The organism is Streptomyces sp. MBT53 (genome assembly GCF_016654115.1).
Taxonomy (GTDB): Bacteria; Actinomycetota; Actinomycetes; order Streptomycetales; family Streptomycetaceae; genus Streptomyces.
The window spans coordinates 1-15,900 of the sequence record NZ_JAEQAZ010000279.1; the positions used below are offsets into that span (position 1 = coordinate 1).

Genomic DNA, 15,900 nt, shown 5'->3' on the forward strand with positions numbered 1-15,900 from the left:
AACTGCGCGACCAGCCCCCACCGGCCCGCAGATGCCCACTGACCGGCCCGGCACCGCCGAAGGACTCAGCCTTCCAGTGGCGTGCCCGCGCCCGCCGGGACCGCCGGTTCCACGGCAACCGTGTTCTCTGCACCCTCCGTCCGGACAGACGGCTTCCACCCCAAGCGCCGCCCCCGAGGCAGGATCAACCCCAGCCACACCACCGCGATGATCACGGCGAGGCCCGCCGACGCGGGCCACAGGGCGCGGCGGAGCGGTCCGGCGGCCTTGTCGGCCGGGAGGTGGACCGGGGAGGCGGGGGCGGCGACGGCCGGTGCCGAAGCGCCGGTCAGGACGGACGTGACGGCCGCGTACGGGTCGAGCCGTGGCACGTCGGCCGGGTACGCGGAGGTGCGCAGCAGGCTCACGGTCCGGGCGGCCGTCAGGTCCGGGTGGACGGAGCGCACCAGCGCCGCCGCCCCGGCCACGAAACCGGCGGCCAGTGACGCTCCCGAGCCGATGTAGTGGCCGGCCTTCTTCGGGCCGATGCCGACAACTCCGTCACCGGGCGCGGCGATTGAGGCACTGTCGGTCGTGTACGCGCCGGTCGGCCGCTTGCCGTCCACGTCGACGTCGAGGACGGAGAGCACACCGTCGTCGGCGGCCGGGTAGTAGTCGCGGGCGGGCGGGCTGTCCGTCGCGGAGGTCGCCGTCGCCGGGGTGTCCGGTACGGCGGCGGCGATCAGCAGGACGTCCTTCTTCGCCGCGAACGCGACGGCGGCGCGCAGCGTGGGGGTGTTGGCCGCGAGCGCAGCCGACACCGTGACCACCTTCGCCCCGCCGTCCACGGCGGCCCGGATGCCGTCGGCGACCCGTTCGGCGGTGACCGCGCCGCGCGCGTCGCTGCCGCGCACCGCGAGGATGCGCGCCTGCTGCGCCACCCCCGCGAACCGCACCCCGTCCGCCACGGCGGCGCCGACCAGCCCGGCCACGAACGTGCCGTGTCCCACGCAGTCGGTCCCGGCATCGCCGACGGCGCTCACCCGGCCCTTCAACGCGGGGGCGGAGGCCGAGACCCCGGTGTCGACCACGCCGACGGTCACCCCTGCGCCCGAGGCGAAGGGCCAGGTCCGGGTGAGTTGCAGCGAGACCTGTTCCCACGGCACGTCGGTGGCGCGGACACCCGAGCCCGCCGTACAGGTCGCGTCGGCGTCCAACCGGGCCGACAGGACAGGGAGTTGGACCGTGCCGTCGGCCGCCGCGGCGGACCCGGCGCCGAGCGCGCTCGCGGAAGCGGTCAGCAGCAGCGCCAGAGCGGCGGCGGACACCTTGCCGTGTGTCGTCGTCATGCCAGGGCCGCGCCGCTGGAGGAGGGAGAGGTGGCCGTCGGGTCGGCGAGATCCTCCGGGAGAAGGAGGCGGAGGTCGTCGAGGCTGGGGACGGCCAGTCTGCTGAGCCGGCCCGCCTGTCGGGTCATCATCCGCTCCAGGATCTGGCGGGCGGTGCGCGCGTTGCCGAAGGACCGGTCGCGGGGCAGCCCGTCGAAGTACTGCCGCAGCACCGGCCCGAGCCCGGCCGCGCACTCGTACCCGAGCTGTACGGCGTGCTCGCGGACGATGGTGACCAGCTCGTCGGAGGAGTAGTCGGCGAACTCGACGCGGCGCGAGAACCGGGACGACAGGCCCGGGTTGGAGGCGAGGAACGTCTCCATCTCCTGGGTGTAACCCGCGACGATGACGACCACCTTGTCGCGGTGGTCCTCCATCAGCTTCAGCAGGGTGTCCACGGCCTCCCGGCCGAAGTCGGAGCCGGACGCCTCGCGCGGGGTGAGGGTGTAGGCCTCGTCGACGAACAGGACGCCGCCCAGGGCCCGTTCGAAGACCTCCCGGGTCAACTGCGCGGTGTGGCCCACGTATCGGCCGACGAGGTCGGCGCGGGACACCTCGACGAGCTGGCCGCGCGGCAACACGCCCAGGGAGGCGAGGAGTTCGCCGTAGAGGCGGGCCACGGTGGTCTTGCCGGTGCCGGGCGGGCCGGTGAAGACGAGGTGGTGGCTGAGGCGGGGCACCGGGAGTCCGGCGGCCTCGCGCTGCTTCGCGGTGGAGACCAGGTTGACGAGGTCGGTGACGTCCCGCTTCACGGCGTGGAGTCCGACCAGCGCGTCCAGCCTGCTGAGCGCGTCGTCGCCGGGGTCGACGGCGTTGGGTCCGTCGGCGGCGGTGCGGGCCGCCTCCTCGCTGATGTCCTGCGGCAGCAGCAGCGAGAGGTCCTGCTCGGTGACGTCGGTGAGCGCGGAGAGCCGTACGGCCTGGCGGTCCACCATCTCCTCGAACACCTGCCGTGCGGCACGGCCGTTGCCGAAGCCGGCGTCCTTCGGTATTCGGTCGAAGTGCACGGCGAGGGCGTGGCGGGTCTCGTCGGCGAGCGCGTACTGGTGGCGTACGCACATGCTCTCCATGATCTCCACCAGCTCGGGCACCGAGTAGTTCTCGAACTCGACGGTCCGTGAGAAACGGGACGCCAGACCGGGGTTGGAGCCGAGGAAGCTGCGCATCTCGTCGGAGTAGCCGGCCGCGACGACCACCACGTCCTCGCGGTGGTCCTCCATCAGCTTCAGCAGGGTGTCGACGGCCTCGCGCCCGAAGTCGGCCCCGGAACCACGGGAGTCGGAGGTGAGGGTGTACGCCTCGTCGACGAACAGGACGCCGCCCAGGGCCCGTTCGAAGGCCTCGGTGGTCTTGATGGCCGTACCGCCGATGACCTGGGCGACCAGGTCGGCGCGGGAGACCTCGACGAGGTGTCCGGAGCGCAGGGCGCCCAGCTCGGCGAGGATCGTGCCGTAGAGGCGGGCGACGGTGGTCTTACCGGTGCCGGGCGGGCCCGCGAAGACCAGGTGGCGGCTCATCGGCGGTGCGGACATGCCGAGTTGGGCGCGGCGCGCGGCCAGCTGGGTGAGGTTGACGAGGGTGCGGACCTGTTCCTTGACGTTGTCGAGGCCGATCAGGCCCTCCAGCGCGGCCATGGGTCCGTCGGGGCGGCCGGGCCCCTCCGACTCCGGTACGGTGCCCGCCGGGTCGGTGCCCTCGGCCTCGCCGAAGCCCCAGGCGTCGCGGGACTCGTTGCCGGTGCTGGTGAGGTTCTCCACCGCCAACCGGCCGCCGGCCTTGGCCTGGACGAGGCCGCCGCCCTTGTTGTCGCGGACCGTGCAGCCCACCACGGACACCGGGGCCTCCGACTCGACGCGGATGCCGTCGCGGTCGTTGCCGGCCGCCTCGCAGCCGTTCAGGGAGGCCCGGCCGCCGTCGCGGACCAGGAAGCCGTGCTCGGCGGAGGCGGCGGTCCGTACCCGGTTGGCCGTCAACTCGCCGCCGGTGTCCACGAGTACACCGCAGCCGCCGGCCGAGACCAGCTCGCCGTCGCGGAGCGCGGCCGTGCCCTCGCCGCCGATCTCCAGTCCGGCGCCGCCGGGGTTGTTGACCCGGAACCCGGCGAGGTAGACGTTGCCGCCCGCCGCGACCTCCGCGCCCGCGCCGCCGGGTGCCTCCACCGTGCAGTCCTCGACCCGGCCGCGCCCGCCGTCGCGCACGGATACGCCGGGGCCGCCCGCGCCGGTGATGCGGGCGCGCCGCACCAGGGGGTTGGCGTTGCCTCGGATCACCACACCGGTGCCCTTGACGTCGATGATCTCCACGCGCTCCAGCTCGGCCGCCGCGTCCTCTTCGAGCAGGACGCCGTCCGACTCGCCGTCCCGGACGGTCAGTGAGGTCAGCGTGGGCGAGGAGGCACCGGCCACCCGAAGCGCCGCCATCTGGGCGCCGGTCAGCCAGCAGTCCTCGTACGTGCCACGTGAACGGTCCGTCACCAGCAGGCCGTTGCCCGTGGTGCGGGCGGTGCGGCAGCGGCGCAGCACCGGGTCGCTGCCGTGCGAGACGATGATGCCGGGGCCGCTGGAGCCGGTGACCCGCACCTCCTCCAGCTCGCAGCGGGCGGAGCTGGTCACATGCACGCCGATGGAGGTGTCGCGGACCACGGTCCGCAGCACCCGGATCGCGCTGCGCTCCTCAAGTGCCAGTGAGGGCTTGTCCGTTGACGCGAGGTCGCAGTCCTCTACGGAACCCTGGGCGTCGCCGTTGGCGAGCACGCCGTTGCCGCGCGCGTCCCGGATCGTGCAGCCGCGCAGGGTGGCCCGGCCGCGCTCGCCGATCACCACACCGCTGGTGCCGAGGTGTTCGAGGGTGCAGGACTCCAGCGAGCTCTCGGTCGGCGAGGTGACGACGACGCCGGCGCCGGTGCGGTTGGAGACCCGGCACTCGCGCATCGCCAACGAGCCCGAGTTGCGGGCCAGTACGGTCGTCCACGAGGCGCCGGACAGATCGCAGCCCTGCATCGCGACCTGCCCGTGCGAGGCGTCCACGGCGGGCTGTTCCTCGTCCTGGCCCTGGACCACCAGGTCGGTCAGCATCACCGCGTCCACGCGCAGCGAGATCACGATGCCCTTGCGCGGTGCCAACCGGACGGTGCCGCGCGCCTGTTCGGCGACGATGGTCACCCGGGTGGTGACGACGAGATTCTCCTCGTACGTCCCCGGGCGCACACTCAGCACCGCGCCCCCGCGCGCCCTGGCCAGGGCCTCTCCGATCGTCCGGGCGTCCCCGGTGCCCTCCGGACAGACCGTCAGTACCTGGCGCACTCAGCTGACCTCCTCGTGTCGGCACCTGTCGGTTGCGGCCAACCCCATCATGCCGTACGGCAAATTATGTGCCGTCGCGCAACAGCCGTACCAGCACCGGAGCTTGTGCGTGACGATTGTTAACTCCCGGGAAAGGAACCGCTGTTGGCACCCGCGCGTGTATGCGCGTGAAAGGATTGTCCATACACGCGTATGACGAACTGTTGGGCGATTGGGGCGGACAGGGCGGATGACAGACCGAACCGGACCGACCGCGAGGAAGACAGCGGCAGAGACCTCGGCAGCGGCCACCGCGTCGACGTCGGCGACCTCCGCGACCCCGGAGACCCCGGAGACCCCGGCCACCGAGGAATCCGCGGCGGCGAGCACGGCGAGTGCGACATCCAACTCCCCTTCAGGGGCTGCCGGTTCGGCCGGGACCGGCTCCGCGGAGTCCGTCGCGGCGGCGCTGAGCGGTTCCGCGACCTCGGCCGCGGAGACCCAGGCGCTCGCCGGTGCCGGCCGCGGCCCGGCGGAACCCGACGGGCCGGACGGCCCGGAGTCCGCCGCCGCCGAACCGGCGCGGCAGGAGGCCGCCGAGCCCGAGGCGCCCGCCGTGGCGGTGGCCGCGAGCGCCCCCGAGGGCGACGGACCCGCCTCCGGCGACACGGCCGCCGCGTCCGTCGGCCGCCCGGGCCGCCCGCTGCTGGCCGGTGCGGCGGTGCTCGGCGCGCTGCTGATCGCCGTACCGGGGCTGCTGATGAGCCGGGACCGCACCCCGGAGAGCCATGACCGGGTGGTCGCCGACCAGGCGGGCACCATTCTCGGCGACGGCGCGACGCAGGGCACCGGGGCGTACGCCTCGTCCGCCCCGTCCACTCCCGCGCAGCACGCCACCTCGAAGGCCGCCGCCCCGCACAAGACCTCGCCGGGGAAGACGACCGTCGCGCAGCCGATGAGCGAGCCGACGACGGTGAAGACGAAGAAGCCGACCGCGGCGGCGAAGCCGACGAAGAAGTCCACCACGACCAAGTCAGGGACCAAGTCCGGTACGAAGTCGGGGACTTCGGGGTCCACCACGACGTCGAGCTATCCGTCGGACGTCCTCGTCACGGCCACCCGGGTGCTGAGCGCGGGCCAGTCGATCAACGCGAAGAAGGCGCGGCTGCGGATGCAGTCCGACGGCAACTTCGTGCTGTACGACGAGAACAACAAGGCCCGTTGGGCCACCATGACCTTCGGCTCGAACTACCACGCGGTCTTCCAGGCGGACGGCAACCTCGTCGTCTACACCTCCTCCAACCAGCCCGTGTGGGCCAGCCAGACCCCCGGCCACAACGGCGCCTACCTCAGGCTCCAGGGCGACGGCAACATGGTGATCTACTCCGGTTCGACGGCGATCTGGGCGAGCAACACCCAGCACTGACCGGCCGAACTCGCCTCCGGCCCGCCCCCGTTGAGGGTGGCGGGCCGGAGGCGTCCTGCTCTTCCCTCGCGGGCTCAGCTCTCGGTCAGGGTGATGTCCTGGTGCTGCACCGCGTGGAAGCGGGGCAGCGGCAGACCACCCTGGGGGGACAACTCCATCACCGTGGCCTCGACCTGGGCCGGGCCCGGGTTCAGCGGGTCGGACGACGGCTTGCCCGAGTTCTCCCAGCTGTGCTCCGTGCCGTCACAGACCGCCCGGGTGCCGCCGATGCCGTGCCGGACCGCGGAGTCGCCCTGGGAGACGGAGGAACTGACGAAGGCCGGGCCCGAGTTGCCGAGGCAGCGGTAGGTACCGGAAAGGGTGACGGTGCCGTCCGGGGCGATGCTGCCCGTGGGGTCGACCGTCACCGTCTCGTAGGGGCCGGCGGACGCGGTCGCGGCGGGGGCGGCGGAGACCAGCAGCAGCGCGGCACCGGCCGCCGAACCGAGGGCGGAACGCAGGGACATGGGGAGTACCTCCTGAAGTATCCGAAGCAGAGGTCTCCACTGGTACCGGTCGAACGCCCCAACTCCCGTGATCGTCACTCCTTCGGTGGCGAGTCCGCACCGAGCGTCGTGGAACCGTCCGAGTGTTGTCCGCGTGTTGTCACGCTTCACAGCAGCCTGTTCCGATGAGTTCGCGACGGGAGGATGGTCTGTATATGCGATGCGGGCGGCGAAGGAGCCGCCGGAACGGATCGCATCCGACGTGGAGGTACGCCATGTGTTCCCACCAGTCCTCGTGCCCCGTGACCGACACCGACACCGTGCACGTCGTCTCCGCCCACCCCGAGCAGGGCTGGACGCTGCTGTGCGACGGCGCGATCGTCTTCGACGACAGCGGCCTGCTGCTCCCCGACGGCCGGATCGTCGCCCCGCACCGGGTACCGGCCGACCAACTCGCCGTCGCCGCCTGACCGTTCCCACCTGATCATTCCCGCGTGATCGTCTTCAAGGACGCGCCACCCACGGTGATCTTCGAGCCGTGAAGGCTGAGCTTGCGTACCCGAGGTGACCAGCAGCGATGCTGACGACCTAAGATGATCAACGTGTCCGACCAGCCTGCTCCACGGTCTCTCATCGTCACGCTCTACGGCGCGTACGGCCGCTTCGTGCCCGGCCCGGTTCCGGTCGCGGAACTGATCCGGCTCCTGGCCGCCGCCGGCGTCGACGCGCCTTCGGTGCGCTCGTCGGTGTCCCGGCTCAAACGGCGCGGGCTGCTGCTGCCCGGCCGCACCGCCCAGGGCGCCGCCGGCTACGAACTCTCGCCCGAGGCACGGCAGTTGCTCGACGACGGCGACCGGCGCATCTACGCGGCCGGTCCCTCGGACGACGAGGGCTGGGTGCTCGCGGTGTTCTCCGTCCCCGAGTCCGAACGGCAGAAGCGGCACATCCTGCGCTCCCGGCTGTCCGGCCTCGGCTTCGGCACCGCCGCCCCGGGCGTGTGGATCGCACCCGCCCGGCTGTACGAGGAGACCCGGCACATCCTCGGGCGGCTGCGACTCGACCCGTACGTGGACTTCTTCCGCGGTGAGCATCTCGGTTTCGCGGCGACCGCCGACGCCGTGGCCCGCTGGTGGGACCTGACCGCGATCGCCAAGGAGCACGAGGCGTTCCTCGACCGCCACGCGCGCGTGCTGGCCGACTGGGAGCGGCGCGCGGACACCCCGCCCGAGGAGGCCTACCGCGACTACCTCCTCGCCCTGGACTCCTGGCGCCACCTCCCCTACGTCGACCCCGGCCTCCCCGCCCGTCTGCTCCCCCGGGACTGGCCGGGCGCCCGCTCGGCCGAGGTGTTCCGGGGACTGCACGCACGACTGCGGGACGCGGGGGCGGAGTTCGCGGGCGTTATGAACAGTTCATGACGAAGCAGCGTGATCTCTTGCGCACCACCAGTCACTCAGCTAAACCTCAGCCTCTTTAACAGGTCCTCTCAGAGTTCTTACCTAGCCTTCGACGACGTCGCTCGTCGGGTAAGAAAGAGGACTGTTGCGCATGACCACCACGGCAAGGGCTCAGGGAGCCACCGTCTGGCTCACCGGACTGCCGAGCGCGGGCAAGACGACGATCGCCCAACACCTGAGCGACCGTCTGAGAGCCGAAGGGCATCGCGTGGAGGTCCTCGACGGCGACGAGGTGCGCCGCTTCCTCTCGGCCGGCCTCGGCTTCTCCCGCGAGGACCGCAACACCAATGTGCAGCGCATCGGCCTCGTCTCCGAGGTGCTCGCCCGCAACGGCGTCCTCTCCGTCGTCCCGGTCATCGCCCCCTACGCCGACAGCCGCGAGGCCGTCCGCAAACGGCACGAGGCGAGCGGGACGCCGTACATCGAGGTGCATGTCGCGACCCCGGTGGAGGTGTGCAGCGAGCGCGACGTCAAGGGCCTCTACGCCCGTCAGGCCGCGGGCGCGCTGACCGGTCTGACCGGCGTCGACGACCCGTACGAGCCGCCCACTGACCCGGCGCTCACGCTGCCGACGCAGACGCAGAGCCCGCAGGAGTCGGCGGACGCGGTGTACGCGGTGCTGGCCGAGCGGGGGCTGCTGTGACCTTCTCGCTCTCGCATCTGGACGCTCTGGAGTCCGAGGCGGTGCACATCTTCCGTGAGGTGGCGGGTGAGTTCGAGCGGCCGGTGATTCTCTTCTCCGGCGGCAAGGACTCCATCGTCATGCTGCACCTGGCGCTGAAGGCCTTCGCGCCCTCGCCGGTGCCGTTCTCGCTGCTGCATGTGGACACCGGACACAACTTCCCCGAAGTCCTTGAGTACCGGGACCGTGTGGTCGCCGCACATGGACTGCGCCTCCATGTGGCCTCCGTACAGGACTACATCGACCGCGGTGTGCTGCGCGAACGCCCCGACGGAACCCGCAACCCGCTCCAGACCCTGCCATTGACGGAGAAGATCCAGGCCGAGAAGTTCGACGCGGTCTTCGGTGGCGGGCGTCGGGACGAGGAGAAGGCCCGGGCGAAGGAACGGGTGTTCTCGCTGCGGGACGAGTTCTCGCAGTGGGACCCCCGCCGCCAGCGGCCCGAGCTGTGGAACCTCTACAACGGACGGCACGCACCCGGCGAGCACGTCCGCGTGTTCCCGCTGTCCAACTGGACCGAGCTCGACGTCTGGCAGTACATCGCCCGCGAGGGCATCGAACTGCCCGACATCTACTTCGCCCACTACCGCGAGGTCTTCAACCGGGGCGGTATGTGGCTGACCGCCGGTGAGTGGGGCGGGCCGAAGGCGGACGAGACCGTCGAGAAGCGGCAGGTCCGGTACCGGACCGTCGGTGACATGTCCTGCACGGGCGCCGTCGACTCCGAGGCCGCCACGCTCGACGAGGTGATCGCCGAGATCGCCGCCTCGCGGCTGACCGAGCGGGGCGCGACGCGTGCCGACGACAAGCTGTCCGAGGCCGCGATGGAAGACCGCAAGCGCGAGGGGTACTTCTGACCATGAGCACGACCACCATCGACACGCTGCGGTTCGCGACGGCCGGTTCGGTCGACGACGGCAAGTCCACGCTCGTAGGACGGCTGTTGCACGACTCCAAGTCGGTCCTCACCGACCAACTGGAGGCGGTGCAGCGGGTGTCGGCCGACCGCGGGCAGGACGCGCCCGACCTCGCACTGCTCACCGACGGACTGCGCGCCGAACGCGAACAGGGCATCACGATCGACGTGGCGTACCGCTACTTCGCCACCCCCCGGCGCCGGTTCATCCTCGCCGACACCCCGGGCCATGTGCAGTACACCCGCAACATGGTGACGGGTGCCTCAACCGCCGAGTTGGCGATCGTGCTGATCGACGCGCGCAACGGTGTCGTGGAGCAGACGCTGCGGCATGCCGCCGTGGCCGCGCTGTTGCGGGTGCCGCACGTGGTGCTGGCCGTCAACAAGATGGATCTCGTCGGGTACGAGCAGGCGGTGTTCGAGCGGATCGTCGAGGAATTCGCGGGCCACGCGGCCGAGTCGGGGCTGCCGTCCTTCACGCCGATCCCGGTCTCGGCGCTGGTCGGTGACAACGTGGTGGACCGTTCGGCGCACATGGACTGGTACGAGGGCCCTGCGCTGCTGGAGTTCCTGGAGAACGTCCCGGTGGGCGCCGATCCGTCCGACGCGCCGGCCCGTTTCCCCGTGCAGTACGTCATCCGGGACGGTGAAGTCCGTTGGTACGCGGGGCAGTTGGTGTCCGGTTCGCTGCGGGTCGGGGACCGGGTGATCGTTCATCCGTCCGGTGAGACCTCCGAGATCGCCGGGATCTCCGCGCTCGGCACCGAGGCCGGGGCGGCGTACGCGCCGCAGTCGGTCAGTCTGCGGCTCGCCGACCAGCGGGACGTGTCGCGGGGCGACATGATCACCGCCGGGGTCGACGCGCCCGTGCTCACCCAGGACGTCCGGGCCGCCGTCTGTCATCTGGCCGACCGGCCGCTGCGGGTCGGCGACCGGGTGCTGCTGCGCCACACGACGCGGACGGTGAAGGCCGTCGTACGGGATCTCGGTGGTGCCGCCGAGCTGACCGCGAACGATCTGGGCCGGATCACCCTGCGCACCGCCGAGCCGCTCGCGCTCGACGACTACGCGGTCTCGCGTCGCACGGGCGCGTTCCTCGTGATCGACCCGGCGGACGGCGCGACGCTCACCGCGGGCATGGCCGACCTGGCCTGATCCGCTCTCGCCGACAACGCCCTCGGGCCCCGTTCGTACGGGGCCCGAGGGCGTTCTTGTCACGAGACGTCAATAGCGCGGTAACAAGGGGAGCTGTCGTGCGAGAGAGGGCGTCGAACCGGGTATGCCGCTCGGTACCGGGACGAAGGTCCCGCACGGAGCCCGCCGAGAGACTCTGACAAAGGGCGCCGTACCATTCATATAGTTGAAAGCAGGACAGCCTGCTCCATGAACGGACCCGCCTTGCAAGAACGCCCCTCCGCCTCCGCCTCCTGGCGCATCGCACTGCCGCACACCGCCGCGGCCGTGCCGGTGGCCCGCGCACTGGTCCGTACGGCTCTGTCCGAGGTCCGGCACGCGGCCGACAGCGACACCGCGGAGCTGCTGACGGCGGAGCTGGTCGCTAACGCGGTGGAGCACACCACCGGTGACGCCCCCATAGAGCTCGTGGTCGAGCTGCTGCCCTCCGGCTGCCGGGTCGAGGTGCACGACGCCGACCCGGAGCCGCCCGCGACCCTGACCAAGCCCGCCGAGGAGGAGCCCGACCCCTGGCAGGAGCACGGGCGCGGCCTGCTGCTGATCCGCGCGCTCAGCTCGTCGTGCGGCCACCGCCCCACCGAGTCGGGCAAGGCGGTGTGGTTCCGCCTGCCCGTCGTACCGGCCCAGTGGCGTCCGGCGGGATAGCCGACCCGCGTTTCGAGGACTGATCAGGCCAGGGTCGCGACCAATACGGCCTTGATCGTGTGCAGCCGGTTCTCGGCCTGGTCGAAGACGACCGAGTGGGCCGACTCGAAGACCTCGTCCGTGACCTCCAGCGAGTCGAGGCCGTGGGTCTCGTATATCTCGCGGCCGACCTTGGTGCCGAGGTCGTGGAAGGCCGGCAGACAGTGCAGGAACCTGACGTCCGGGTTGCCGGTGGCCCGCAGGACGTCCATGGTCACGGCGTACGGCGCGAGGGCCGCGATCCGCTCGTCCCAGACCTGCTTGGGCTCGCCCATCGAGACCCACACGTCGGTGACGACGAAATCGGCGCCCGCCACCCCGTCCTCGACCCCTTCCGTGAGCGTGATCCGCGCGCCGCTCCGCTCGGCGAGCGCGCGGGCGGCGGTGACGATCTCCTCGGCGGGCCAGTACGACTTCGGGGCGACGATCCGTACGTCCATGCCGAGCAGCGCGCCGGTGACCAGGTAGGAGTTGCCCATGTTGAAGCGGGCGTCGCCGAGGTAGGCGAAGGCGATCTCCTTGAGCGGCTTGTCGCTGTGCTCGGTCATGGTGAGCACGTCGGCGAGCATCTGGGTGGGGTGCCAGTCGTCGGTGAGCCCGTTGAAGACCGGCACACCCGCGAACGCGCCCAGTTCCTCCACGGCGGCCTGGCTGTCGCCTCTGTACTCGATGGCGTCGAACATCCGGCCGAGCACGCGCGCGGTGTCCTTCACGGACTCCTTGTGGCCGATCTGCGAGCCCGACGGGTCGAGGTAGGTCGTCGAGGCGCCTTGGTCGGCCGCGGCGACCTCGAACGCGCAGCGGGTGCGCGTCGAGGTCTTCTCGAAGATCAGCGCGATGTTCTTCCCCGACAGGTACCGCGTCTCGCCCCCGGCCTTCTTGGCGGCCTTCAGCTCGGCGGCCAGCTCGATCAGGCCGCGGAACTCCTCCTCGGAGAAGTCCAGCTCCTTGAGGAAGTGGCGGCCGGCGAGGGCGGTCGGGACTGTCGCCATGGGGGCGCTCCAGAGATGCAGGTACAGGTACGGGGAACAGGCTCAGGTTTGGAATTCTATACGATACATAGAATTTCTATACGGCGTCCCGCTCGACCGGGCAGCTCATGCAGCGCGGTCCGCCCCGGCCCCGGCCCAGTTCGCTCCCCGGGATCTCGATCACTTCGATGCCCTGCTTGCGCAGAAACGTGTTGGTCGTGGCGTTCCTCTCATAGGCGACGACGACGCCCGGCTCGACGGCGAGGACGTTGCAGCCGTCGTCCCACTGCTCGCGCGCGGCGGCGTGCACGTCCTGGGTGGCGGTCAGGACCCGGATCCCGTCCAGCCCGAGGGCGGCGGCGATCGCGCGGTGCATGTGCTCCGGCGGATGGTCGGTGACCTTCAACTCCTTGTCGCCGACGCCCGGTTCGATGGTGTACGACCGCAGCATGCCGAGGCCGGCGTACTGGGTGAAGGTGTCGCCGTCGACCATCGTCATCACCGTGTCGAGGTGCATGAAGGCGCGCTGCTTGGGGATGTCGAGCGCCACGATCGTCCGCGCGGAGCCCTCGGCGAACAGCTTGTGCGCGAGCATCTCGACGGCCTGCGGGGTGGTGCGCTCGCTCATGCCGATGAGCACCGCGCCGTTGCCGATGACGAGGACGTCCCCGCCCTCGATGGTGGACGGGTAGTCGGCCTGCCCCTCGGACCAGACGTGGAACTTCTCGGTACGGAAGAGGGGATGGTGCCGGTAGATCGCCTCGAAGTGGACAGTCTCGCGCTGCCGGGCCGGCCAGCGCATGGCGTTGACGGAGACGCCGTCGTAGATCCACGCGGAGGTGTCGCGGGTGAAGAGGTGGTTGGGGAGGGGGGCGAGCAGGAAGTCGTCGAGGTCCATGACGTGGAAGCGGACGGAGGTCGGCTCCGCGTGGGCCTCCAGGAACTCGCGTTTGGTCATGCCGCCGACCAGCGCCTCGGCCAGTTCGGGCGCGGGCAGCGCCTCGAAGGCGGCGCGGAGGTGGTCGGTGGCGAGGGGGCCGTACTCCTTCTCGTCGAAGACCCGGTCCAGGACCAGTGACCGGGCCGCCGGGATCGCCAGGGCCTCGGCGAGCAGATCGCCGAACAGATGGACCGCGACGCCGCGGTCGCGCAGCACGTCCGCGAAGCCGTCGTGCTCGGCGCGCGCCCGGCGCACCCAGAGCACGTCGTCGAAGAGGAGGGCGTCCTTGTTGCTGGGGGTGAGCCTTTTGAGCTCGAGATCCGGCCGGTGCAGGATGACGCGGCGCAGCCGCCCGGTCTCGGAGTCGACATGGAGTGCCATGTCTCCATCCTGACCATCTCCGACCGAGTTCACCCCCTACTTGTCGTACTGCCACTTGTTCTCGTCCTCTTGACGACAAGTGCGCCAGGCGATTATCGTCTTACTGACGAGATCGATGCGGGATCCCACGGGATCTTCTGACCGGATCTGAGGGACTCTGATGGCCGACATCACCCGGCGCCTGGGCTGGCGCCACCTGCGCGGGGCTCCGACGGCGCACATCCGCCACCACCGCTCGGGCAAGTTGCTGCACGACGGGCCCGGACTCAGCTTCTGGTTCCGCGCGTTGACCGCCGCGCTCTCCGAAGTGCCGGTCGACGACCGGGAGTTGGCCATGACCTTCCACGCCCGTACGTCCGACTTCCAGGACGTGGCGGTCCAGGCGACCGTCACCTACCGCATCAGCGACCCGGCCCTCGCCTCCGCACGGCTCGACTTCTCCGTCGACCCGGACACGGGCGTGTGGCGCGGCGCGCCCCTCGAACAGCTGGGCACCCTGCTGACCGAGACGGCCCAGCAGCATGCGCTGGCCGTCCTCGCCCGGACGACCCTCTCGTCCGCGCTGGTCGACGGGGTGACGGCGGTACGGGAGCGGATCGCGGCGGGACTCGGCGCCGAACCGCGCCTCCCCGCCACCGGGATCGAGGTGGTCGCCGTCCGCGTGATGGCGCTGCGGCCCGAGCCCGAGGTGGAGCGGGCACTGCGCACCCCGGCCCGCGAGCAGATCCAGCAGGAGGCGGACAAGGCGACCTACGAACGGCGGGCGGTGGCGGTCGAGCGCGAACGGGCGATCGCCGAGAACGAACTCGACAGCCAGATCGAACTCGCCCGCCGCGAGGAGCAGTTGGTCGACCAGCGCGGCACGAACGCCCGCCGCGAGGCCGAGGAGCACGCGGCGGCCGACGGGGTCCGCGCGGAGGCGGAGGCGACCCGGACGGTACGGCTCTCGGAGGCCGAGGCCACCCGTACGGTACGGCTCGCCGACGCCGAGGCGGCGCGTTCCGTACGGCTCGCCCGTGCCGAGGCCGAGGGCTCGCGCGAGGTGGGCGACGCGCGGGCGCATGCCCAGGCGGCCTGGCTGCGAGTCCACGCGGATGTCGATGTAGCGACCCTGAACGCGCTCACCGGGACGCGGCTCGCGGAGAACCTTCCGAACATCGACAGCGTCACGATCTCGCCGGACGTGCTGACGGGGCTGCTCGCCAGGTTCGGTGCCGGTGGCGGTAGCGGTGGCGGCGGGGCCGGCGCGTGAGTCTCGCACCGCGGGTCGTCCTCGTCCACCGGACCACGGAGTACGAGGAGTTGGTGGCCCGGCACGGGACGCACGGCCAGGCCGCGTACTTCCTGCGGTCGCGCGGCCGGGACATCGAGGAGGTCGCCGAACGGCACCGCCGGACGCGCCGGGCGCTGGCCGAGGTCTCCTCCGCGGTGCCGCTGACCTGGCGTCAGACGCAGGTCGAGCGGGCCGACCTGGACCGGTTCCTGTTCGCGCCGGAGGACGTCGTGGTCGTGGTCGGGCAGGACGGGCTGGTCGCGAACGTGGCCAAGTACCTTGCCGGGCAGCCGGTGTTGGGCTTCGACACGGATCCGGGGCGCAACCCGGGGGTCCTGGTACGGCACCGGCCGTCCGACGCCGGCGTCCTGCTGGCGTCCGCCCTCGCGGCGGGCACCGGTGTGGACGAACTCACCATGGTCGAGGCCGTCGCCGACGACACGCAGCGGTTGGTGGCCTTGAACGAGATCTATCTGGGCGCCGTCGGTCATCAGACGGCCAGATACCGCCTGGGTCTGGAGGGCGACGGGGGTGTCGTCGAGGCCCAGGCGTCCTCCGGGGTGCTCGTGGGAACGGGCACCGGGGCCTCCGGCTGGCTCCGGTCGGTGTGGCAGGAGCGGGGCAGTGCGCTCGCCCTGCCACACCCCTCGGAGGACAGGCTCGTGTGGTTCGTACGGGAGGCTTGGCCTTCGCCGGTGACGGGGACGTCGTTGGTCGCGGGTGAGCTGAACGGTTCGGCGGGGTTGCAACTCACCGTTGAGTCCGAGCAGTTGGTGGTGTTCGGGGACGGGATGGAGGGGGATGCGGTGGAGTTGACGTGGGGGCAGGCATAGGCCGGGGGTC

14 protein-coding genes are annotated in these 15,900 nt (G+C 71.3%); 9 read left to right on the forward strand and 5 right to left on the reverse strand.

The features are described from left to right. Positions 1–65: 65 nt before the first annotated feature. Complete coding sequence (locus JHN45_RS47810; RefSeq protein ID WP_201055701.1) at positions 66–1,328, reverse strand: S8 family serine peptidase; 1,263 nt, start codon at positions 1,326–1,328, stop codon at positions 66–68. Next, positions 1,325–4,669, reverse strand: coding sequence for a right-handed parallel beta-helix repeat-containing protein (locus JHN45_RS47815; RefSeq protein ID WP_201055703.1), 3,345 nt, complete (start codon positions 4,667–4,669; stop codon positions 1,325–1,327). The genes JHN45_RS47810 and JHN45_RS47815 overlap by 4 nt, the downstream gene beginning before the upstream one ends. 229 nt (positions 4,670–4,898) lie before the next feature. Here JHN45_RS47815 and JHN45_RS47820 point away from each other — a divergent pair, with 229 nt between their 5' ends. Beyond that, positions 4,899–6,074: a hypothetical protein gene (locus tag JHN45_RS47820; RefSeq protein WP_201055704.1), complete on the forward strand. Its 1,176-nt coding sequence runs from the start codon at positions 4,899–4,901 to the stop codon at positions 6,072–6,074. A 74-nt stretch (positions 6,075–6,148) separates the two neighbouring features. On the opposite strand, the gene JHN45_RS47825 is transcribed toward JHN45_RS47820, so the two are convergent. Further along, on the reverse strand, positions 6,149–6,580 hold the full coding sequence (locus tag JHN45_RS47825; protein WP_200716402.1) for a DUF6299 family protein: 432 nt from the start codon (positions 6,578–6,580) through the stop codon (positions 6,149–6,151). A 254-nt stretch (positions 6,581–6,834) separates the two neighbouring features. On the opposite strand from JHN45_RS47825, the gene JHN45_RS47830 reads away from it, so the two are divergent. From JHN45_RS47830 to JHN45_RS47855, 6 genes are all read left to right on the forward strand, one after another. Continuing rightward, positions 6,835–7,029, forward strand: coding sequence for a DUF5999 family protein (locus JHN45_RS47830; RefSeq protein WP_200716403.1), 195 nt, complete (start codon positions 6,835–6,837; stop codon positions 7,027–7,029). Between the two features lie 123 nt (positions 7,030–7,152). Beyond that, the gene (locus JHN45_RS47835) at positions 7,153–7,977 is read left to right on the forward strand and encodes a PaaX family transcriptional regulator C-terminal domain-containing protein (protein ID WP_201055705.1); all 825 of its coding nucleotides are present in this window, start codon (positions 7,153–7,155) and stop codon (positions 7,975–7,977) included. Between the two features lie 130 nt (positions 7,978–8,107). Continuing rightward, on the forward strand, positions 8,108–8,659 hold the full coding sequence (cysC, locus tag JHN45_RS47840; RefSeq protein ID WP_200716405.1) for an adenylyl-sulfate kinase: 552 nt from the start codon (positions 8,108–8,110) through the stop codon (positions 8,657–8,659). Further along, on the forward strand, positions 8,656–9,555 hold the full coding sequence (cysD, locus tag JHN45_RS47845; protein WP_201055706.1) for a sulfate adenylyltransferase subunit CysD: 900 nt from the start codon (positions 8,656–8,658) through the stop codon (positions 9,553–9,555). Before cysC ends, cysD begins: the two co-directional genes overlap by 4 nt. A gap of 2 nt (positions 9,556–9,557) precedes the next feature. Then, a complete protein-coding gene (locus JHN45_RS47850; RefSeq protein WP_201055707.1) occupies positions 9,558–10,769 on the forward strand; it encodes a sulfate adenylyltransferase subunit 1 in 1,212 nt (403 codons plus the stop codon). A 228-nt stretch (positions 10,770–10,997) separates the two neighbouring features. Continuing rightward, on the forward strand, positions 10,998–11,453 hold the full coding sequence (locus tag JHN45_RS47855; RefSeq protein ID WP_200716408.1) for an ATP-binding protein: 456 nt from the start codon (positions 10,998–11,000) through the stop codon (positions 11,451–11,453). A gap of 23 nt (positions 11,454–11,476) precedes the next feature. Here the strand turns inward: JHN45_RS47855 and argF are convergent, their stop codons facing one another. Then, the gene (argF, locus tag JHN45_RS47860) at positions 11,477–12,484 is read right to left on the reverse strand and encodes an ornithine carbamoyltransferase (protein WP_201055708.1); all 1,008 of its coding nucleotides are present in this window, start codon (positions 12,482–12,484) and stop codon (positions 11,477–11,479) included. A gap of 76 nt (positions 12,485–12,560) precedes the next feature. Beyond that, positions 12,561–13,784, reverse strand: coding sequence for an arginine deiminase (locus JHN45_RS47865; RefSeq protein ID WP_201055709.1), 1,224 nt, complete (start codon positions 13,782–13,784; stop codon positions 12,561–12,563). 160 nt (positions 13,785–13,944) lie between these two features. Between JHN45_RS47865 and JHN45_RS47870 the strand changes: the two genes are divergently transcribed. Together JHN45_RS47870 and JHN45_RS47875 are read left to right on the forward strand one after the other, a co-directional pair. Then, a complete protein-coding gene (locus JHN45_RS47870) occupies positions 13,945–15,036 on the forward strand; it encodes an SPFH domain-containing protein (protein WP_201055711.1) in 1,092 nt (363 codons plus the stop codon). Beyond that, entirely contained in the window at positions 15,033–15,890 is an 858-nt protein-coding gene (locus JHN45_RS47875; protein ID WP_201055713.1) for an NAD(+)/NADH kinase, read from the forward strand. Before JHN45_RS47870 ends, JHN45_RS47875 begins: the two co-directional genes overlap by 4 nt. The last annotated feature ends 10 nt before the right edge of the window (positions 15,891–15,900 follow it).

Excerpts from the sequence above, each read along its gene's own strand:
- JHN45_RS47810 (WP_201055701.1), bottom strand. The coding sequence starts at position 1,328 with ATGACGACGACACACGGCAAGGTGTCCGCCGCCGCTCTGGCGCTGCTG.
- JHN45_RS47820 (WP_201055704.1), top strand. The coding sequence starts at position 4,899 with ATGACAGACCGAACCGGACCGACCGCGAGGAAGACAGCGGCAGAGACC.
- JHN45_RS47825 (WP_200716402.1), bottom strand. The coding sequence starts at position 6,580 with ATGTCCCTGCGTTCCGCCCTCGGTTCGGCGGCCGGTGCCGCGCTGCTG.
- JHN45_RS47830 (WP_200716403.1), top strand. The coding sequence starts at position 6,835 with ATGTGTTCCCACCAGTCCTCGTGCCCCGTGACCGACACCGACACCGTG.
- JHN45_RS47835 (WP_201055705.1), top strand. The coding sequence starts at position 7,153 with ATGATCAACGTGTCCGACCAGCCTGCTCCACGGTCTCTCATCGTCACG.
- cysC (WP_200716405.1), top strand. The coding sequence starts at position 8,108 with ATGACCACCACGGCAAGGGCTCAGGGAGCCACCGTCTGGCTCACCGGA.
- JHN45_RS47850 (WP_201055707.1), top strand. The coding sequence starts at position 9,558 with ATGAGCACGACCACCATCGACACGCTGCGGTTCGCGACGGCCGGTTCG.
- JHN45_RS47855 (WP_200716408.1), top strand. The coding sequence starts at position 10,998 with ATGAACGGACCCGCCTTGCAAGAACGCCCCTCCGCCTCCGCCTCCTGG.
- argF (WP_201055708.1), bottom strand. The coding sequence starts at position 12,484 with ATGGCGACAGTCCCGACCGCCCTCGCCGGCCGCCACTTCCTCAAGGAG.
- JHN45_RS47865 (WP_201055709.1), bottom strand. The coding sequence starts at position 13,784 with ATGGCACTCCATGTCGACTCCGAGACCGGGCGGCTGCGCCGCGTCATC.
- JHN45_RS47870 (WP_201055711.1), top strand. The coding sequence starts at position 13,945 with ATGGCCGACATCACCCGGCGCCTGGGCTGGCGCCACCTGCGCGGGGCT.